Annotated in this window: 18 protein-coding genes; 4 read left to right on the forward strand and 14 right to left on the reverse strand. The window is 72.5% G+C overall.

Translation table 11 applies throughout. From position 1 onward, the window contains the following. Nucleotides 1–20: 20 nt before the first annotated feature. Nucleotides 21–1,043 carry an RNA polymerase sigma factor RpoD/SigA gene (locus tag ACFYM2_RS29430; protein ID WP_388840440.1) on the reverse strand — a complete coding sequence of 341 codons (1,023 nt, stop codon included), beginning with the start codon at nt 1,041–1,043 and terminating at the stop codon, nt 21–23. Nucleotides 1,044–1,460: 417 nt separating this feature from the next. Between ACFYM2_RS29430 and ACFYM2_RS29435 the strand changes: the two genes are divergently transcribed. Beyond that, on the forward strand, nt 1,461–1,952 hold the full coding sequence (locus tag ACFYM2_RS29435; RefSeq protein ID WP_359002007.1) for a MarR family transcriptional regulator: 492 nt from the start codon (nt 1,461–1,463) through the stop codon (nt 1,950–1,952). A gap of 55 nt (nt 1,953–2,007) precedes the next feature. Here the strand turns inward: ACFYM2_RS29435 and ACFYM2_RS29440 are convergent, their stop codons facing one another. Together ACFYM2_RS29440 and ACFYM2_RS29445 are read right to left on the reverse strand one after the other, a co-directional pair. Beyond that, the gene (locus tag ACFYM2_RS29440) at nt 2,008–3,552 is read right to left on the reverse strand and encodes an MFS transporter (protein ID WP_359002008.1); all 1,545 of its coding nucleotides are present in this window, start codon (nt 3,550–3,552) and stop codon (nt 2,008–2,010) included. A gap of 95 nt (nt 3,553–3,647) precedes the next feature. Beyond that, on the reverse strand, nt 3,648–4,304 hold the full coding sequence (locus ACFYM2_RS29445) for a TetR family transcriptional regulator (RefSeq protein ID WP_359002010.1): 657 nt from the start codon (nt 4,302–4,304) through the stop codon (nt 3,648–3,650). Nucleotides 4,305–4,618: 314 nt separating this feature from the next. Here ACFYM2_RS29445 and ACFYM2_RS29450 point away from each other — a divergent pair, with 314 nt between their 5' ends. Then, nucleotides 4,619–5,926 (forward strand): M6 family metalloprotease domain-containing protein, encoded by a 1,308-nt coding sequence (locus tag ACFYM2_RS29450; RefSeq protein WP_388840488.1) that lies wholly within the window; start codon nt 4,619–4,621, stop codon nt 5,924–5,926. Nucleotides 5,927–5,989: 63 nt separating this feature from the next. Here ACFYM2_RS29450 and ACFYM2_RS29455 read toward each other — a convergent pair whose 3' ends face one another. Continuing rightward, a complete protein-coding gene (locus tag ACFYM2_RS29455) occupies nt 5,990–7,705 on the reverse strand; it encodes a class I adenylate-forming enzyme family protein (protein WP_388840491.1) in 1,716 nt (571 codons plus the stop codon). A gap of 115 nt (nt 7,706–7,820) precedes the next feature. After that, complete coding sequence (locus ACFYM2_RS29460; RefSeq protein WP_388840443.1) at nt 7,821–8,891, reverse strand: LCP family protein; 1,071 nt, start codon at nt 8,889–8,891, stop codon at nt 7,821–7,823. 370 nt (nt 8,892–9,261) lie between these two features. On the opposite strand from ACFYM2_RS29460, the gene ACFYM2_RS29465 reads away from it, so the two are divergent. Beyond that, the gene (locus ACFYM2_RS29465; RefSeq protein WP_388840446.1) at nt 9,262–10,740 is read left to right on the forward strand and encodes an FAD-dependent monooxygenase; all 1,479 of its coding nucleotides are present in this window, start codon (nt 9,262–9,264) and stop codon (nt 10,738–10,740) included. Here ACFYM2_RS29465 and ACFYM2_RS29470 read toward each other — a convergent pair. From ACFYM2_RS29470 to ACFYM2_RS29480, 3 genes are all read right to left on the reverse strand, one after another. Next, nucleotides 10,668–11,939, reverse strand: a complete 1,272-nt coding sequence (locus ACFYM2_RS29470; protein ID WP_388840449.1) for an MFS transporter — start codon at nt 11,937–11,939, stop codon at nt 10,668–10,670. The genes ACFYM2_RS29465 and ACFYM2_RS29470 overlap by 73 nt on opposite strands. 141 nt (nt 11,940–12,080) lie before the next feature. Next, complete coding sequence (locus ACFYM2_RS29475) at nt 12,081–12,236, reverse strand: hypothetical protein (RefSeq protein ID WP_388461361.1); 156 nt, start codon at nt 12,234–12,236, stop codon at nt 12,081–12,083. A gap of 65 nt (nt 12,237–12,301) precedes the next feature. Beyond that, nucleotides 12,302–13,297 carry an alpha/beta hydrolase gene (locus ACFYM2_RS29480; protein WP_359002020.1) on the reverse strand — a complete coding sequence of 332 codons (996 nt, stop codon included), beginning with the start codon at nt 13,295–13,297 and terminating at the stop codon, nt 12,302–12,304. 226 nt (nt 13,298–13,523) lie between these two features. On the opposite strand from ACFYM2_RS29480, the gene ACFYM2_RS29485 reads away from it, so the two are divergent. Beyond that, the gene (locus tag ACFYM2_RS29485; RefSeq protein WP_388840452.1) at nt 13,524–14,408 is read left to right on the forward strand and encodes a hypothetical protein; all 885 of its coding nucleotides are present in this window, start codon (nt 13,524–13,526) and stop codon (nt 14,406–14,408) included. 94 nt (nt 14,409–14,502) lie between these two features. On the opposite strand, the gene ACFYM2_RS29490 is transcribed toward ACFYM2_RS29485, so the two are convergent. The 6 genes from ACFYM2_RS29490 to ACFYM2_RS29515 form a co-directional block, all read right to left on the reverse strand. Next, nucleotides 14,503–14,973, reverse strand: coding sequence for a nuclear transport factor 2 family protein (locus ACFYM2_RS29490; RefSeq protein WP_388461356.1), 471 nt, complete (start codon nt 14,971–14,973; stop codon nt 14,503–14,505). Beyond that, complete coding sequence (locus ACFYM2_RS29495) at nt 14,970–15,218, reverse strand: acyl-CoA carboxylase epsilon subunit (protein WP_359002026.1); 249 nt, start codon at nt 15,216–15,218, stop codon at nt 14,970–14,972. Before ACFYM2_RS29495 ends, ACFYM2_RS29490 begins: the two co-directional genes overlap by 4 nt. A 152-nt stretch (nt 15,219–15,370) precedes the next feature. Beyond that, nucleotides 15,371–16,003, reverse strand: a complete 633-nt coding sequence (locus ACFYM2_RS29500; protein WP_359002028.1) for a DsbA family protein — start codon at nt 16,001–16,003, stop codon at nt 15,371–15,373. Nucleotides 16,004–16,014: 11 nt separating this feature from the next. Next, on the reverse strand, nt 16,015–17,643 hold the full coding sequence (locus tag ACFYM2_RS29505) for an MFS transporter (RefSeq protein ID WP_388840456.1): 1,629 nt from the start codon (nt 17,641–17,643) through the stop codon (nt 16,015–16,017). Nucleotides 17,644–17,683: 40 nt separating this feature from the next. Further along, nucleotides 17,684–18,460 carry a class I SAM-dependent methyltransferase gene (locus ACFYM2_RS29510; protein ID WP_388461351.1) on the reverse strand — a complete coding sequence of 259 codons (777 nt, stop codon included), beginning with the start codon at nt 18,458–18,460 and terminating at the stop codon, nt 17,684–17,686. A 5-nt stretch (nt 18,461–18,465) separates the two neighbouring features. Continuing rightward, complete coding sequence (locus ACFYM2_RS29515) at nt 18,466–19,155, reverse strand: antibiotic biosynthesis monooxygenase (RefSeq protein ID WP_388840459.1); 690 nt, start codon at nt 19,153–19,155, stop codon at nt 18,466–18,468. Between the last annotated feature and the right edge of the window lie 44 nt (nt 19,156–19,199).

Below are 19,199 nucleotides of genomic sequence, written 5' to 3' on the forward strand. Positions count from 1 at the left end.
TCGTCTTGGGGGGGCGGGGCCTAGGCCGCCGCGTCGGAGCCCGTGTCGCGCGCCATCTTCTTCAGCTCGAGCAGCGCGTGCTTCTCGATCTGCCGGATGCGCTCACGGGTCAGTCCGTGTTCCTTGCCTACTTCTGTCAGCGTACGCTCTCGACCGTCATCAATGCCGTAACGCATCTTGATGATCGAGGCGGTTCGCTGGTCGAGCTTGCCGATCAGGTCGTCGAGCTCTTCGCTGCGCAGCAGGGTGAGCACCGACTGCTCGGGCGAGACGGCCGAGGTGTCCTCAAGCAGATCGCCGAACTGGGTCTCGCCCTGGTCGTCCACCGGCATGTTCAAGGAGACCGGGTCGCGCGCCCAGTCGAGCACGTCACCGACGCGCTCGGGCGTGGAGCCCAGCTCGGCGGCGATCTCCGTGTGCTCGGGGTCGCGGCCGTTCTCCCGGTTGAACTCGCGCTGAATCCGGCGGATGCGGCCCAGCTCCTCCACGAGGTGGACGGGGAGGCGGATGGTGCGGGACTGGTCGGCGATGGAGCGGGTGATGGCCTGGCGGATCCACCACGTCGCGTACGTGGAGAACTTGAATCCCTTGGCGTAGTCGAACTTCTCGACCGCGCGCACCAAGCCGGCGTTGCCCTCCTGGATGAGGTCGAGCAGCGGCAGACCCGCCCTCGGGTAGCGCCGGGCCACGGCTACGACCAGGCGCAGGTTGGATCGGATGAACAGGTCCTTGGCGCGCTCCCCCTCGGCGTACAGCGCCTCCAGCTCCTCGCGGGTGGCTCCGGCCGCCTTGCCCGACCCCGGCGCGTAGACGTCCGACGTCGCCGCGCCGTCGAGGATCTGGCGTGCGTACACACCGGCCTCGATGGTCTGCGAGAGCTCGACCTCCTTGGCGGCGTCGAGCAGCGGCGTACGCGCGATTTCGTCGAGGTACATACCGACCAGGTCGCGGTCGGCGATCTCACCGCTGACTGCGCGGACCCTGCTTCCCGAATCCGAACCGCCAGAGGCGGACTGTCGGCGGGCGACGGCGCGGGTTGCCATGCGTGCTCCCTTACTGAGTGGTCGCGACACCCTCCCGGGTGCCCTGCATCCGATGGAAACAACGGCTGGAATCCGGACAGAATTCCCGACCGGGCCCTCCAGATTCGTGATCATGCAGTACCCTGTCGCGCCGCGAGCGGGTGACAGGGACCGCGAATCCGTACAGAGGCGCAGGTCAGAGCGGGTGACGAGGGCGGACCGGGGGCGTTTGCCGGTCTTTATGACACCTTCATCCCTGAGACCGCCATCACAGGCGATGTGATCCCCTTCACCCCCGAAGAGCACCGCCCGCGACCGCGCCCCCCTTCACCTAGACGGCCTGCGCCGCGGTGCGGTTGCTCGCGATGACCGATTTGCCGGACTCCGCGCAGAGCGAGAGCTAGTTAAACATTCAAGGAGCGTCCGTACAGTAGATGTATGACCTCGGCACCCAACTGGCTCACCGACGAGGAGCAGCGCACCTGGCGCGCCTACCTCCACGCCACCCGGCTCTTCGAAGACCACCTCGACCGACAGCTCCAGCGCGACGCCGGGATGCCGCACATCTACTACGGGCTGCTCGTCCAGCTCTCGCAGGCGCCCCGGCGGCGGCTGCGGATGACCGAGCTCGCCAAGAACGCGAAGATCACCCGCTCCCGGCTCTCCCACGCGATCGCGCGCCTGGAGAAGAACGGCTGGGTGCGGCGCGAGGACTGCCCCTCCGACAAGCGGGGCCAGCTCGCCACCCTGACCGACGCCGGGTACGAGGTCCTTGAGCGCTCGGCGCCCGGGCATGTCGCCGCCGTACGCCAGGCCCTGTTCGACCGGCTCACCCCCGAGCAGGTGGACCAGCTCGGCGAGATCATGCGGGTGATGGCGCAGGGGCTCCAGCCCACCGACACCAAAGCGGACCTGCCCTGGCTCCGCTGAGTCGAGCGGGGCCAGGGCAGGTCCGTGCGTCCGGGGTGCTACCGGGCGCGGGCGGTCAGTGGGCGACCACCGGGATGCGCACCTCGTCCTCGGCATCCTCACCGGCGCCCGTCCCGGCGACCGAAGTACCGCCCGGGCGGCCGGTGTTGATGAAGGTGACGGCGATGACGGAGGCGGTCACCAGGATGCCGACCGCCCACCAGATGGCGGCGGTGAAGCCGTGCACCATGGCCTGGAGCTTCAGGAGCTCGGGGTTGGTGGCGCCGAGGGCCATGTGCCCGGTGACGTACGCGGTCGTCGCGGAGGCGGCGATGGTGTTGAGCAGCGCCGTGCCGATCGCGCCGCCGACCTGCTGCGAGGTGTTGACCATCGCGGAGGCGACCCCCGCGTCGCGCGGCTCGACGCCGATGGTGGCCAGCGACATGGCGGGCATGAACGCGGTGCCCATGCCGAGGCCGAGCAGGATCTGCGCCGGCAGGATCACCGCGGCGTACGAGGTCGAGATGGACAGCTGGGTCAGGATCAGCATGCCGGCCGCGGCGGTCAGGAAGCCGGGGCCCATCAGCAGGCGCGGTGCGACCCGGGTCATCAGGCGGGCGCCGATCTGCGTGGAGCCGGTGATCATGCCCGCGATCATGGGCAGGAACGCGAAGCCCGTCTTGACCGGCGAGTAGCCCTTCACGACCTGGAGGTAGTAGGTCAGGAAGAGGAAGAGGCCGAACATCGCGATGATGGCGAGGCCGAGCGAGAGGTAGACACCGCCGCGGTTGCGGTTGGTGATGACGCGCGGGGGCAGCAGCGGGTGGCGCACCCGGGCCTCAACGGTGACGAAGGCGGCGAGCAGCACCGCGGACGCGACGAACATCGTGATCGTCACGGCGTCCGACCAGCCGGCCGACTCGGCGCGGGTGAAGCCGTAGACCAGCGCGACCAGGCCGGTGGTGGACAGGAGCACACCGGGGACGTCGAGCGGCGAGCGGTTGCGGGTGCCGGCCGGCTCACGGATGACGAGGTAGGCGCCGAGTGCGGCGACGATCGCGAACGGGATGTTCACGAAGAAGGTCCAGCGCCAGTTCAGGTACTCGGTGAGGAAACCGCCGAGGATCAGGCCCACCGCGCCACCGCCACCGGCGATCGCACCGTAGATGCCGAACGCCTTGGCGCGCTCCTTGGCGTCGGTGAACATCACGGCGAGCAGCGAGAGGGCGGCCGGCGCCAGCAGCGCGCCGAAGGCACCCTGGAGCGCGCGCGAACCCAGCAGCATGGCCTCACCGGTGGCGGCGCCGCCGAGCGCGGAGGCCGCGGCGAAGCCGAGCAGACCGACGACGAAGGTGCGCTTGCGGCCCCACAGGTCGGCGATGCGCCCGCCGAACAGGAGCAGGCCGCCGAACGCGAGGGCGTAAGCGGTGATGACCCACTGCTTGTTGGCGTCACTGATGTGCAGCGCGTGCTGGGCGGAGGGCAGCGCGATGTTCACGATCGTCGCGTCGAGCACGACCATCAGCTGGGCCAGGGCTATGAAGGCGAGCGCCTTCCAGCGACTGGGGTCGGGGACGAGGGAGAGCTGGTCCGGCTTGTCCAGACCGACTGTTTGAGACATGGGGGTAGCCACCTTGGGACGCGGATTACCGAGAAAAGTGTTGTAACTGCGCTTCAACTACAGGATGTGAACGGGGAGTTGAACCAAGAAGACGGTCAACCCCTCCGGAGGTCTTCGAGGGTCGCCGCACTGCCCGGCAGCTCGGACCGCGCCGGGGCCTGAAGCCCGTCGAGGAACAGTTGCAGATGACGGTGGACGAACTGGTCGATGTTCAGGCAGGGCGTGCCCGGCAGCGGCCGGGTCAGCTGGGAGAGGGCGACCATGAGATCGCCCACGGCGACGTCGGTGCGGAGCCGGCCGGCCGCGCGGGCGCGGTCCATCAGCCCCTCCACGTCGCGTTCGAGGCGGACGCTTGCCGCGTTCAGCTCGGCGTGGTCCTGGTCGAAGCGGTCGGAGAGCATCGGACAGAGCGCGCCGATCCGCTCGTCCGCCGCCGCGTGCACGAAGCGGCGCAGCGCGTCGAAGGGGTCGGCCTCCTCGGCGGCGGCCGCCTCGGCCCGGTCGGCGACGCGGTCCATGACGGACAGGACCACGCTGGTGATGAGCTCGGTGCGGTCGGCGAAGTGGCGGTAGATCGTGGCGTTGCCGACGCCGGCCCTGCGGGCGACCTCGTCCAGCGGCACCTCGGCGCCGAACTCGACGAACATCTCCCGCGCGGCGGCGATGATCCGCTCCCGGTTGCGCAGGGCGTCGGCCCGCGGACGCGGGGCGCGGCGCGGCTGAGCGCTGGCGGGTGCGGCGGCAGTCGACACGGCTGTGCTCCTTCTTCTTGACCGGGGTACGGGGGCGATCGCCTGTTCAGGGCGAGCGCGATGGACGGGTTCCGCCGGGACCTGACCCAAGCGGAGAAGCACTCCCCGTTTCGTGGGGACACCGGTTCAAACGGGGAGAGCGTCCCCGTTTATTTCCCGTCCTGAATGTGACCTGCGCCACCGCCGCCCATGTCCGGAAAAACCCACATTCGGGCCACCCAGCGCGCGCCCCCGACCCCTCCGACACAGGGTGATCAGACGAGCGCAGCGAGGAACCGGCCAGCTGCCGCGTACCCGAAGGCGAGGGCGTGCGCATGCAGGACGTCAGCCAGTCCCGCCCGGACCGGGCGCCCGGACGCCGGATACGCACCCGGCGCCGCAGCACGTTCTTCGGCGCCGCCCTCACCTCGGTCGCGCTCGCCGCGCTGACCACCGGATCCACCACGCTCACCGTCGCCACCCGCGCCTCCGCCGGGCCGGTGGCCGCCCCCGGCGAGTCCCCGCTCGACCCCTGCCGCATCCCGGCCACGCTCGGCGTCCAGATGTCGGAGGGGATGCCGACGCCCCCCGGGTACGCGCACTCCACCGGAATCGTCCGGGCCCTCACGCTGATGATCGACTTCCCGGACGCGCCGGGCAGCGGGACCGCGCTCAGCCGCTACCAGGAGTTCTTCCCGCAGACCAGCAACTGGTTCCGCAACGCCTCCTACGGCCGCCTCGACTACCGGCCCGAGGCGCCCATCCCGCAGTGGCTCCGGATGCCGAAGGCCTTCTCGGCGTACGGGATCGACCGGGGCTCCCCCTATGAGCCGGGCTACCACCGGCTGGTCCAGGACATGGTCGCGGCGGCGGGCCCCCGGGTGAACTTCTCCAAGTACGACCTGGTGAACGTGCTGGTCACGCCGAACGCGGGCCCCTCCGCGCTGGACACGGTCCTGTCGGTGACGTTCTCCGGCAACGAGGACGCGCCGTACGCCGACGGGGTCCCGCTGTCCAACACCTCGTTCGTCTACAGCCGCCAGGACGACGGGTCGGGGTCGTACGGGCAGACCGGCTACCGGGTGCTGCCGCACGAGAACGGCCATGTCTTCGGGCTGCCCGACCTCTACACCGCGCAGGGCGGCGGCGCCGTCGGGCACTGGGACATCATGTCCGAGGACTGGGGGGCCAACAACGACATGCTGGGCTGGCACAAGTGGAAGCTGGGCTGGCTCGACAACAGCCAGGTGTCCTGCGCGACCGGGACCGGCGACAGCCAGTACGCGCTGACCCCGCTGGCCACCGAGGGCGGCCCCAAGCTGGTCTTCGTGCCGGTCACCAAGGAGAGCGGGTACGCGGTGGAGGTCCGCACCCAGGCCGGCAACGACGAGGTGGTCTGCAAGCCAGGGGTGCTGATCTACCGCGTGGACGCGGGCGTGGACACCGGCCGCGGCCCCATCAGCGTCTCGGACGCCGAACCCACGGCGGGGGGCTGCACCCGGCGCCCCAACGTCAACGCGGAACTCTCCGACGCGACGTACACCACGGGCGAATCCTTCACGGACCGGACCAACGGAATCCGGATCGCGGTGACGGGCGTGGACGGCATGGGCAACTACCACGTGAAGGTGACCCGCTCCTGACCGCTCCGGATCCGGAGCCGGATCCGGCGACTGGTGCCGAACTCGCCGCTTTTCATGGCCGGTTCAGGAGCCTTCCCACCGTTCCCGCAGCTCCCGCTTCAGCACCTTCCCCGTCGCGTTGCGCGGCAGCGGGTCCTCGCCCACCATCACTCGCGCCGGCACCTTGAACCCCGCAAGCACCCCGGCCACATGGGCCCGCAGCTCGTCCGGTGACACCGACGCGCCCGGCCGCACCTGCACCACCGCCGCCACCTCCTCCCCCAGCACCGGGTGCGGCACCCCGAGCACCGCCGCGTCCAGCACCGCCGGGTGGTCGTGGAGGACCCCCTCGACCTCCACGCAGTACACGTTCTCGCCGCCCCGGATCACCATGTCCTTGATCCGGTCGACGATCCCGACCCGCCCCTCGCGCACCACCGCGAGGTCACCCGTCCTGAACCACCCCGCAGAGAACGCCTGCCGGGTGGCTTCCGGATCGTTCCAGTACCCGCGCACCAACGACTGCCCGCGCAGCCAGAGTTCGCCGGTCTCCCCCTCGGCGAGCGCCGCGCCGTCCGCCCCGGCGACCCGCACCTCCGTCGCCGGCGTGGGCCGCCCCGCGCTTTCGGGCCATTGGCGGTACTCCGCGCCGAAGTTGGCCAGCACCCCGCCGCTCGTCTCGGTCAGCCCGTACCCGTTGCGCGGCTCGACCCGTGAGCCGTACCGCGCGCTCAGCCCGCTCACCAGACCGGGCGGGGCCGGCGCGCCGCCGGTGTTGAGCGCGGTCAGCGTGTCGAGCCGGTCGCCCAACTCATCGGCCGCGTCCAGGAGTTGCAGGGCGGTCGCCGGGACACCGGCGTAGGCGGTGACCCGGTGCTCACGGATCAGGGCGAGGGCCCGCCGCGCGTCCCATTTGCGCATCAGGACCAGCGCACCGCCCGCCGACATCGTCGCGTACACCGAGGTGAACGCGGCCACGTGGAAGAAGGGGAAGGTCATGAGCGTGACCGGGGCGGGCCCCTGCCCCGGGACGAGGCCGCGCCCGAGCAGGGACATGGCCGCCTGGAAGCGGGGGTTCATGACCGCCCCGGCCTGCGCGAGCTGGGTGGCGACGGCACCCTTGGGGCGGCCGGTGGTGCCGGAGGTGTAGATGATGGTGGCGTCCGCGTCCGGCGAGACGTGGACGTCCGGCGGCCCGGCGGCCGGGTCGGGCGAGGTCAGCTCGGCGAGGTCGGCGTACCGCTCGAAGCCGTCGGGCAGCGCGCCCGCGTGGTGGAAGACCAGGCCGCGCACCCCGCGCGCGCCGGCCCATCCGGCCACCCGCTCCAGGCGCTCGCCGTCGACGAGCAGCACCCCCGGGTCGCAGTCGTCGAGGGCGTACGCGCACTCCTCCGCCGTCCACCACGCGTTCAGCGGCACGGCCACCAGGCCCGCCAACTGGGCGGCCCAGAAGGCGATCTGCCACTCGGGGTGGTTGCGCAGGGCGATGACCGCGCGGTCACCGGGGCGCAGCCCGTAGGTGCCGGCCAGGCGGCGGGCCAGGGCGCAGGAGGCGGCGAAGAACTCGGCGTAGGAGTAGGTGCGGCTCTCGGCGATCAGGAAGGGGCTCTCGCCGAAGGCCCAGACCGTCTCGGCGAACTCCCGCAGGGTGCGCGGCCCGGTGGCGTACTCCAGAGCGCCGCTCTCGCCCCGGACGACGGCGAACGGCGCGCCGGGCGCGGTGAGCAGCGCCTCGGCCCGGCCGGGTTCGATGCGCGCCGCGTCCGGCCGCGCCCCACCGTCCTGCTCCCCTGTCGTCACCACGGGATGCCCTCCTAAGCGTCCGCTCAGTATGTGCGGCACGACGCTATGCCCCTCCTCGGCTCCGGTCAAGGTCGGTGTAGAACACAACGGCCCGGGGCCGGGACATACCCGCTCAGCCCGGCAGCACGACCTGGCCGATTCCGTTCGGTCCCGACGCCGTGCCGGACAGGGCGTCGTCCGGGACCGGGCGGTCGCCCCGCAGCGCGTCCCAGACCTTGGGGGCCTTGGCCGCGTCCGGCACCAGGCGGTCCTCGTCGCCCTGCTCAAGCTGGGCCGGCAGCGTGACCATCTGGACGTCCCGCGCGGTCAGCCCCCGCATCGAGTAGGCGAGGGACGCGAGGTCGCCGACGTGGGCGAGGGAGGAGTCGGTGGTCAGGGACTTCGTCGCGGCGTCGGCCACCTCGAAGAGCCCGGCCGGGTCGGACAGGAGCCGCCCGCCACTGATCCGCCCGATCAGCGCGGTGAGGAACTGGTGCTGGAGCTGGATGCGGCCGAGGTCGCTTCCGTTGCCCACGCCGTGCCGGGTGCGGACCAGGTCGAGGGCCTGCTGCCCGTTCAAGTGGTGCTTGCCGGCCGGGAGATGGAGCCCGCTCTGCTGGTCGTCGATGGGCTTGGCGAGGGTGATGTCGGTGCCGCCGAGCGCATCCATCAGTTCCGCGAAGCCGTTGAAGCCGACCTCGACGTAGTGGTTCACGCGCAGCCCGCCGCTCAGCGCTTCCACCGCCGCGACCGCGCAGGGGGCACCGCCCGTCTCGTACACGGAGTTGAACATGACGCCTTCGCGCGCCGCCAGCTCGGTGCCGGACGCGGTGGTGCAGGCGGGGCGGTCGACGATGGTGTCGCGCGGGATGCTGACGAGCGCCGCCTTCTTGCGGCCGCCGTACACATGGAGCAGCAGCGTGGTGTCGGAGCGCCCGGTGGCGTCGCCGCCACCCGCGCGCGCGGCGTTCTTGCCGGCCCGCGAGTCGGATCCGACGATCAGGATGTTGAGGTCGGACGTGGCGGATGCGGCCGGGGTGAGCAGGGAGCCGAGCTCGACGCCGGAGATGTTCCGGTTCAGCCGGTGCCAGGTGTAGGCGGCCGCGCCGCCGATGAGCAGCAGCACCCCGAGGAGCGAGCAGAGCACGATGCGGGCGGTCCGGCCGACCCGGGGTATGCGGCCCCCGCGAGGTCCGTGCATCATCCCTCGACTCCGTCCGTCGGCGCCCCAAGGCTGCGCATGCGTACACACAGGGCGTTACCGCACCCGGTTTGAAAGGTACATACTTCCGCATAACGGGCAGTTTGGCTCCCGGAGGGGACGCGTCCCTGGTGGGTCCGCGCGGTGAGGAAGCCGGGCGCGGGCGGCCCACGGCGGCCTGTCCGCCGGGGTCACCCGGATGGCCCAGGCGGCCCGGGCCCGGGGCGGGCGTGGCGGTGCCGTACGGGGGCGGGCCGGCCCGGACGCGATGGTCGCTGATCAGCCATTTCCCCGGATCCTCGGCGTCCGCGCCTGTGTTAGGTTCGCGCTGGCCCGGATCGCACGGGCGTACGGGCGCAAGGGGGAGGGCTCGATGCACAAGGTTGTCGCGACGCGCGTCGTCGTGGTCGGCGGGGGGCCGGTCGGCATGGTGGTCGCCGCGGAACTCGCCGGTTACGGCATCGACACCGTCGTACTGGAGTCGAAGACCACGATCGACGAACACCCCAAGGCCAACACCCTGCACGCGCGCACCGTGCAGGGGCTCGTCCGGCGGGGCTATCTGGACCTGCCGGTGTCCGGCACCCGCTCGGGCACGGTGACGACGCCGTTCCACTTCGGCGGCCTGACCGGCCTGTCCATCACGACGCCCGCCTGTGAGCCCCCCGCGCTCCTCAAGCGCGCCCAGGCCGACCTGGAGCGGGACTTCGAGAAGAGCGCGCTGGAGAAGGGGGCCCGCGTCCTGCGCGGCCATCGCGTCGTCGAGGCGCGCCAGAGCCAGGACCACGCCGTGGTGGTGGCCGAGGGCCCGCAGGGGACCGTGGAGTTCCGCGCCGACTTCGTCGTCGGCGCCGACGGTGCCCGCAGCACGGTCCGCGAACAGTTCGCCTTCCCGGCCGATGTGCGCGAGCCGACGGTCTCGGCCTCGATGGGCGTCGTGCGGGTCGGCGAGCCGGGCGCGCTTGCGGAGGGCTGGCGGCGCACCGCGCGCGGCTGGACCGTGGCGCGCGCCCTGCCGGACGGACGCCATCTGGTCCGCGTCCTGGACCTCAGCGCCCCCCACCCCGACCGCCACACCCCGCTGACCCAGGCGGAATTGCAGGAACAGCTGTCGCGGATCAGCGGCCATGAGGTGCCGCTCACCGACGCCCAGAGCCTCAGCCGCTTCAGCGACTTCACCCGTATCGTCCACGGCTACCGCCAGGGCCGCGTCTTCCTCGCGGGCGACGCCGCCCACGTCCACTTCCCCATCGGCGGCCAGGGTCTGAGCACCGGCCTCCTGGACGCCCTCAACCTCGCCTGGAAGCTGGCCTTCCACCTGCGCGGCACGGCGGGCCCGGGGCTGCTCGACTCCTACGACAGCGAGCGCAGGCCCGTCGCCCAGCAGGTCGTCGACAACACGCTGGCCCAACTCACCCTGATGCGGCCGGACTCGGACCTCGACCCGCTGCGCGCTCTCTTCGACAGCCTCCTCTCCCAGGACGAGGGCGGTCGCCTGATCGGCGGCATGGTCAGCGCCCAGGGCCTGTGTTACCCGCCGCGCGCCGAGCACTCCTCCGCGTGGGAAGGACGCTTCCTCGACAACGAGACCCTGGAGACCGAGGACGGCCCGATCGATGTGATCACCCTGCTGCGCGACGGCCGCCCGCTGCTGCTGGTGCTCGGCGACGCGTACGAGGTACCGGCCGGGGCGGCGGCCTGGGCGCCCGTCCTTCGCACGGTGCGCGCCGCCGCGTCCGCGCACGGGAAACCCTCGGCGGTGCTGGTGCGCCCGGACGGCTATGTGGCGTGGGCACCGGACGGCGAGGAGCTGACGGGGGCGCTGCGCGGCTGGTTCGGCGAGCCGCGCTGACGCCGGTGCAGTACGAGGACGACGGCGGCGGCGAGCAGACAGCACGCGCCGCCGACGACGAGGCCCGAGCGCGCGCCCAGGTTCTCGCTCAGCCTGCCGACCAGGAGCGCGCCGAAGGGGGTCGTGCCCTGGAACACCAGCGTGTAGAGGGCCATGACCCGGCCCCGGTAGGCGGGATCGGTGCCGAGCTGGATGTGGTGGTTGGCCGCCTGGGCGAAGTAGATGGACCCGAAGCCGGTGAGCGTCAGCAGCACGGCCGCCGCCGCGTAGCCGGGGGCCAGGCCCGCCAGGCACTCCAGGGCGCCGAACACGGCCGCGGCCACGACGACGAGGCCGAACGCCGGACGGCCCCTGCGCAGCGTCGTGGCGAACGCCGCCACGAGGGAGCCCGCGGCGAAACACGCGGTGAGCAGCCCGAAGGCGTCCGCGTCGGCATGGAAGACGGTCTTGGCGAGCAGGGGCAGCGTGACCTGGAAGTTGAAGCCGAACAGTCCCGTCACGGCGACGAGGACCATGGGCAGCAGCAGGTCACGCCGGGAGAGCAGGTGGCGGATCCCGTGCGCGACGCCTGATCTCGCGCGGCCTGATCCGCCGCGCAGGAGTTCGGCGGGCCGCATGAGGCGCAGCGCGCCCACGGTGGCCAGATAGCTGGCCGCGTTCAGGAGCATCACCCAGCCCGGCCCCAGCCGGCCGACCAGCAGACCGGCGAGGGCCGGGCCCACGACCCGGGCCGAGTTGAAGTACGCGGCGCTCAGCGCGGACGCGTTCGGCAGCAGCTCGGCGCCGACGAGTTCGCTGACGAACGACATGCGCGTGGGCACTTCCACGGCGTTGACGGTGCCGAGCCCGAGCGCGAAGAGGTAGATGTGCCACAGGCGCGGTTGGCCGGTCAGGACCAGCACGGCGAGCGCCAGCGCCAAGGCGCCCGCCAGGAGATTGACCGCCATCAGCAGCCGGCGCTTGTCGTGCCGGTCGGCCAGCCCGCCCGCGTACAGGGTGAGCAGCAGCAGCGGCGCGAACTGTAGCGCCGTCACCACCCCCAGGGCGGTGCCCGAGTCGCCGGTCAGGGACAGCACGAGCCAGTCCTGGGCGACGACCATCATCCAGGTGCCGGCGACCGACACCAGCTGGCCGGCCGCGAAGAGCCGGAAGTTGCGGATCGTCAGGGACTGGAAGGTGCCGGCGAGCGTGCCTCTCATGCGGCGCTCCGGTCGGATGTCACGGATCCCTCTCATCGCTGCGTACGTGACGTGGATACGCGCACGGGTGGCGAGCCTAGGAGGGACACCTTCAGAGCGGGGTCACGCGTGTGTCAGGTCCCTGTCGGACGTGGCGGCCGGTCAGTCGGTGCCACGGAAGATGTGGCGGTCCGGCGTCTCCCGGTCCTCGCCTGCGAGCAGCGCCGGGCGCTTGGGGACGGGTCCCGCCGCGATGGGCATGGTGCCGAAGAACTCGAAGGTCGTCAGGTCGTCGTCGTCGAGCAGGTCTGAAGTCACGCCGGGGCCTTTCGGGGTCGGTCGGGGCGGGGGTCGCGCGCGGTGCGGTGCGGTGCGGTGTGCGGTCAGGCGACGCGGGATGGCGCGAGGGCGGTCGCGCGGGCGCCGTGGCGGTCGGGGTCCTCGTCGAGGCCGCCGACGGATCCGGTGCGCCCGGGGGCGGCGGCCTCGCGCCGCGCCGGCCTCGGCGGCGCCGCGTCGTGCGCCAGCAGGCACTCCTCCAGGAAGGCCAGCGCCCGCAGGTGGTAGGTGCGGGCCGCCCAGCCGAGGCTGATGTTGTGCCCGGCGTCGGGCTGGTGGTCGACGGACACCCGGGGCGCGGCGAGCGGTCCGCGCAGGGCGGCGATGGCCTCCTCGTCGAAGTGCCACCACTGTTCCTGCTCGGCGAAGGTGAACCGCACGGGGACCTGGACCAGGGCGGCGAAGCCCGGGTAGAGCTCGGGCCACAGGGGCCCCTCCAGCGCCTCCCTGGCCGGGACCGGCGAGACGAGCGAGCGCCCGAGCCGGAAGGCGTCCGGCGGGTACAGGCGCAGCGCGCCCCAGTGCCTGCGCCACGCGCCGTGGCCGGCCGGCCCTGGCAGCTGGTGCGGGTCCACGGCGAACCGGCTGCCCAGGCCCGATATGTCGAGTCCGAGCAGCCCGGTCCTGTCGTCGGCGGCCGACGCCAGGGCGAGTTTGCCGCCGTTAGAGTGCGCGACGAGAAAGAACCCGGCGCCGGTGTCGTGGCCCCGCGCGAACGCGGCGAGGGCCGCGTGCAGGGTGGCGGCCTGCTCGCACAGGCCCAGCCCCTCGGGCAGCGCTGCGGCCGAACTGCCGTACCCGGGGCGGTCGATGGCGAGCACGGTGTAGCCGAGTCCGGCTCCCGTGGTCAGCAGGGACAGGCCCGGGCGGGCCCGGCTGTCGAAGTATCCGGCCCGCATGCCGCCTCCGTGGATGGCGACCAGCACGGCTCTGGGCCGGACGCCCGCGGGCTCGGCGAGCAGCCCGGACAGGGTGATGCCGGCGGCGTCCAGGGTGATCTCGCGGACCTGCGGCTCAGCGGCGTTCGAGGGTTGTGCCATGACTATCAGCGCTCCAGGCGTTGCTCGGGACAGGATCCATGACCTCGCCACGGGGGGCGGCGGCGCGGCACCGGGCCGCGCGCAGGCACCAGGTGACGCGGCGCCGTACGAGGGTGTGCAGAGCGGGTTCCGGCGCTCCGGGCGCCTGACCGACGGCGAGTCGGTACGTCACATCAGCCACGAAACATCTTCCATCCGTGATCGTTCAGGGCATACCGTATATGTCATGAACATGACTACTCTTTCTCTTCCGGAGCATGCGGTCCGTCGCTGTCAGCGCATGCTCAACTCCCTGCATTCGACGGCCTACTTCACGGCCGACTTCGCCGACGCGCTGGCCGCACGCGGCATCACCGACCCGGCCGCGGCGCACCTGACGGCGAAGACGGCGGCCCTGGGAGCCGTGGGCCCCGGCACCGCGAGCGCCGCGCTCGGCGGCATCGGGCACGGCCTCCTCGCCCGGCACCTGCCGCACGTCTGGGAGCGGATCACCCCGGCCGAGGTCCTTGAACTGCGGTTCGCCGCGGCGGACAGCACCCTGCGCCGGCTGCTCGGGCACGACACCCTCGCGTCCCCCCGGATGGCCGAGGCGGCACGGCTGGCCCTGCGGGCGACCGAGGCCTGCGTCCCCCAGGGGCGCCCCATGTACGCGGCCCTGGCGGACGTGAAGGAGCCCGAGCCCGCACACCTGGCGCTCTGGTACGCGGCCACGCTGCTGCGCGAGTACCGGGGCGACGGCCATCTCTGCGTCCTCGTCGGCGCCGGTATCGCCGGACTCGACGCGCTGGTCCTGCACGCCGCCACCGGCGAGGGCGTACCCAAGGACGCGGTGATCGCCGGACAGGGCTGGAGCGAGCGGGAGTGGGAGGAGGCCGAGAGCCGCCTGCGGGCGCGCGGCCTGCTCGGCCCGGAGAACCAACTCACCGAGCAGGGAAGGACGTTGCGCGAAGACCTGGAGGACGAGACCGACCGCCTGGACGCCGCGCCGTTCGCGCACCTGGGCGGCGAGGGGGTGGCCCGTCTGACCGAACTGACCGAGTCCTTCGTGCGGGCGGCGGCCGACGCGGGCGCCTACCCCGCCCATCTGCGCCAGCTGTTCCTGCCGGTCTGAGTACGGGGGCGGACGGTCGGCCCGGGCGGCGGCGCGGGGAGCGGTCCGGGCGGCGGCCCGGGGAGCCGACCGTCCGCCCGGGCCGGCCGGCCGCTCAGAACCGGGCGTCGGCGAAGGCGGCAAGACGCCGCCCCCTCGTCCAGTCGACGTGGAAGACGATCCGGGCCAGCCGCCAGCCGTCCGCCGTGCGCAGCGCGCGGGCCTCGTAGTGCCCGCCGACCTCGAACAGCCCGGCGTCGGCGGCCAGATGCACGTGCGTGGCCAGCTGGTGCACGCGCAGCCGTGCCTCGTCGCCCTCGACGTCCACCGCGTGGGGGCCGCTGATGTGGTGCGTGGCGCGCCACCACGCCCGGGCCGTGCGCTGGAAGGCGGCGTAGCCCGCGACTCCGTGGTGGGAGCCGATCGGGAAGGACAGCTCGACGTCCTCGGTGAAGACCGTACGGAACCAGTCGTCGTCCAGGTCGCGTTCGGCCACCGAGTCCAGGGCCACCACGTAGCGGTCGAAGAGTTCCCGCAGCTCCGCCCGGTCGGCGGCGTCCCGCGTCGCCATGCGCTGCCCGCTCACGCTCCCGCGCCCCTGCGCCCCGCCCCGCCCTGCCAGCTGCGCGGCGGCCGGTGCGCGGCCGAACGCTCCAGGCGGTGCCAGCGCGCGGTGGCACGGGCCGCCGCGTCGGGCCCCGCCGAAGCGCCGTCCCCGGCTGCTGCGGCCCGGGCCAGCAACACCGTTGCCAGGGCCGCGAGTTCGGCCTCGGTCGGGTTGCCCTTCTCGACCCGGACCAGGGTCTCGCCGTTCATGGCGGACGTGCTCATGTCGTTTCCCTCCGTTGATGAAGACCGCTCCGTCGGTGGCGTCGGCAGATGGAGCCGGCCGCCGTGGGGCGTGGGGCGTGGGGCGTGGGGTTGTGAAAGGCCGGATGCCGCCGCACCACGGGGCGCGACGGCATCCGGGACGCGGGGGTGGTTCAGGCGAGAGCGGCGGTGAGGGCGCGGTCGAAGACCTCCTCGTCCTGGGCCCCCGTGACGGTGGCGGCGCCGATCCGGAAGACCGGCACCGAGCGGATGCCCAGGCCCCGGGTCCGCGCGAGCCGGTCGCGCAGCCGCTCCGCCTCGCCCGGATCCTCCCCGGGGCGTACTCCGGTCTCGGCGGCGAGCCGGTCCAGGGTGGCGCGCTCGCCTATGTTGAGGCCGTCGGTGAGATAGGCGCGGAAGAGGCGTTCGGCCATGGCCTCGCCGAGCCCCTGGGCTGCGGCGCGGGCCAGCAGGCGGTGCGCCTCGAAGGTGTTCACGTGCACGGCGCGGTCGAAGCGGAGGTCGAGGCCTGCGCCCGCACCGACCGCCGCCATGGCGGACCTGGCCCGCTCCATCTCGGCCCTGCCGCCGAAGAAGCCGAGGTGCACCTGGTCCAGCGGGACACCCTCGGCCGGTGCGTCGGGCGTGACCTGGAACGGCAGGAAGGCGACGTCCAGGACGTGTCCGGCCGCCCGGTGGCGGGCGGCGGCGCGCTCGAAGCGGGCGAAGCCGATGGAGGAGTGGACGCAGGTCAGGTCGAGCGCGATCTCGACGTGCAGCGGCGGGTGGTGCGTCGCGGGGGACATGAGAAGGCCTTTCAGTGCGTGGCGGATACGCCGGAGTGCGGGGGTCGCACCGTCACGGAGCGGACCTGGAACCAGCCGAACCGCCACCCCTCGGCGGTGCGCACCGCCCGGGCCTCATAGTGGCCCTCGATGTCGACCTGGGTGGCGGCGTCCGTGGCGCCCGGCTCGTGCGTCGCCTGCTGGCGCACCGTCACCGTCGCCCGGTCGCCGTCCACGTCCACGGCGTAATCCGCGTCCAGGCGCTCCAGCGGGCCCCAGCCGTCCCGGGCCCGGCGGTGGAAGTCCTCGAAGCCCTCCATGCCCCGGTCCGTGCCGTCGGGGTAGCTGAACATGACGTCCTCGGTGAAGACGGACCGCGCCCAGGCCGGCTCGCTGCCGGGCTCAGGGGTGCGCAGGCCGGCCAGGAAGCGCTCCGTCAGCTCCTCCACCTCACCGGCGTCCCGCCCGGCGGCGGGCTCCTTGTGCTGCGCGCGGCCGCCCAGGTAATAGGCCACCGACACCACCAGCGCGCCGCACGCGACGACGGCGAAGGTCGGCTGGATGCCGAGCGCGGAGACGATCGGCTGAGTGATGACGGGCGCGAGGAACTGACCGAGGAAGAGGGCGGTGGTCAGCAGTCCCGCGTAGCGGGCCCGTACCTCGGCGGGCGCTTCGGCGAGCACCCAGTTGTTCAGGTTCGGCATGAGGAAGCCGAGCCCGGTGCCCATCACAAGGAGCGCCACGACCAGGACGGCGATGTTGGGCGCCACCGCGAGGATCAGATAGCCGATGCCGATCGCCAGGAAGGACAGCGCGGCGAGCGTGAACTCACCGGCCAGCCGGCGGAAGAAGGCGAACCGCATCGCGACCATGCCCGTGGTGAAGGTCTGCACCGCCATGACGCCGCCCGCGACCACCGAGGGGGCGTCGAAGTGGTCCTCGACCAGGAACGGCACCTGCACCGGCACCGAGTAGAACGCGACCTGGCCGAGCAGCATCGCGGCGAGCGCCGCCACGATGCCGCCGGGCACCTTGCGGCTCCCGGTGGGCCGTGGCGCGCCCGGCTCACTGGGCGCGGCGATGGTGCGGCCACCGGGCAGGAACATCAGCGCGGGCACCAGCAGCAGTCCGCCGAGCAGGTAGATCAGGAACACCACGCGCCAGTCGAGACCCGCCAGCGCCCCGCCGCCGAGCAGCAGCACCACGCCGCCGAACGATCCGGCCGCCGCCTGCCGGCCCAGCAGGCGCTGCCGGTCGGCTCCCTCGTAGAGGTCGGCGATCATGGCCATGCTGCTGGTCATGATGAGGGAGACGCCGATGCCGAGGACGGCCCGGCCGACCAGCAGGCTGTACAGGTCCGGCAGGTAGGCCCCCGAGCTGCCGCCGATGCCGAACGCGAACAGGCCGGTGATCAGGGCCCGTTTGCGCCCGAGGCGTTCCACGACGCGGCCCGCCAGCGGGGAGAACAGCACGATGGCCAGGGCGTGCGTCGTGGTGATCATCCGGGCGAGGAGATCGACGTTGGCGGAGTCGGCGAACGCCTCGCGGATCCCCGGGATCGCCGGCGCGACGGTGGCGCCCGCCATGATCGTCAGGGTGCCGACGAGGACAAGGGTGGTGCCCTGCCCCTTGTCCTTCGGTGGGTGCTTCGCAGCAGTCATGATGCCTCTCTGGTGGTACGCGTTGCTCGTGCTGGACGCGTCACTCGGTGTCCTTCCGCCCCCAGGCGGAGAAGAGCAGGGTGGTCACGTCACGGGCGGTCGGGTCGTCCAGGTTCGCCACGAACCGGTCCAGGTCCTCGGCGCCGACCAGGCCGCGTTCGACCAGGCCCGCCCCCTGGAGCTTCATGCGCAGACGCATCAGCTCGTTGTCGGCGGCGTGCTGGCCCGGGCCCAGCGGCGTCACCCGCAGGTCCACCGAGCCGAGCCCGGCGCGGGCCAGGGTCGCGGGCAGCCTGCGGCCCCAGTGCATGTCGGCGCCTGCCGCCTCCCAGCCCTTGAGGTAGGCGCCGACCAGGGCGCGGCCCACGGCCGTCGCGCAGTGCTCGCTGGGCAGGAAGTAGAAGTCCTCGACCAGGAAGTGCCCGCCGGGCGCCAGCCAGGTCACCGCGCGGCGCAGCACCTCCTCGGGCCGCTCCAGGTGCTCGAAGACGGCGCGGGCGAAGATCAGGTCGAAGGAGCCGGGCTCGAAGTCGGCCTCGGCGATGTCGAGCCGGCGGACCTCCAGGTTGGGGTGGCGGTCCGCGTCGAGGGCGCTGGTGTCGCTGTCGACGGCGAGCACGGAGCCCTGGTCGGCCCGTTCGGCCAGCCAGTACGCCATCGAGCCCGCGCCAGCGCCCAGTTCGAGGATCCGCCAGGTGCGGCCGATGGGCAGCTGCTCGATGATGGCGCGGCTGCCCGGGTCGTAGATCGACTCCCACAGGTCGCTGAGCGCGGCCTCGACCGACGCGGTCTCGGAGTCCTGTGCGGTGGTGGTCATGCGGGTCACCTCTTCTGTTCGGTGCGCGCGGCCGCGTCGACATGGGCGGCGACGGCGCACAACACGTATTGGGGCGGGGCCACTTCGAGCCGGGCGAGCTCTTCTTGGCCCTCCAGGATGCGGGGGTCGGCCATCCATCTGCTGTAGGCCACCTCGCTCACCCACATCGGGTAGTTGACGAACTCGGTGCCGTCCTCGCTGAGGTAGGGCGTCACCGAGATGAGTCCGGGAAAGTCCCGCTTCCACTCGCCGCTGCGGGCCAGCAGGTCCAGCAGCCGGTGGGCCGATTCGGGTCCGCCCAGGTGCCGGGTGGCCACGACGACCACCCCGGGCCGCTCGCCGGCGGCGGGCCCCTCGATGGCGCCCTCGGCGGGGGCGCCGCTGAAGACGGTCGCGGCGAGCACGCCGGGGCGGGTGCCGAGCGCGTGCAGCACGCCCCCGGCCGGGTTGGTGCCGAACGAGGTGCGGTAGGCCGCCTCGCTGGTCCACTCACCGCGGTTGATCACGGTGGTGCCGTCGGCGCTGACATGGACGCGGGAGGAGATGAACCCCTCCGTGTGGCGCACCCAGGAACCCACCTCGTCGGTGAGGATCCGCACCAGGGACGCGGCGGTCCCGGGTCCGTCCACGCGCAGGACACCGAAGGTGACGAACCCGGCCTTCGGCGCGGCTGCCCGCTCGACTGCGATTGACATACGACAACTCCGTTGCGACTGCGGTGACTTGAGGCCTTCGACGG

It is taken from the genome of Streptomyces sp. NPDC006711 (genome assembly GCF_042869775.1).
In the GTDB taxonomy this organism is placed as follows: domain Bacteria; phylum Actinomycetota; class Actinomycetes; order Streptomycetales; family Streptomycetaceae; genus Streptomyces.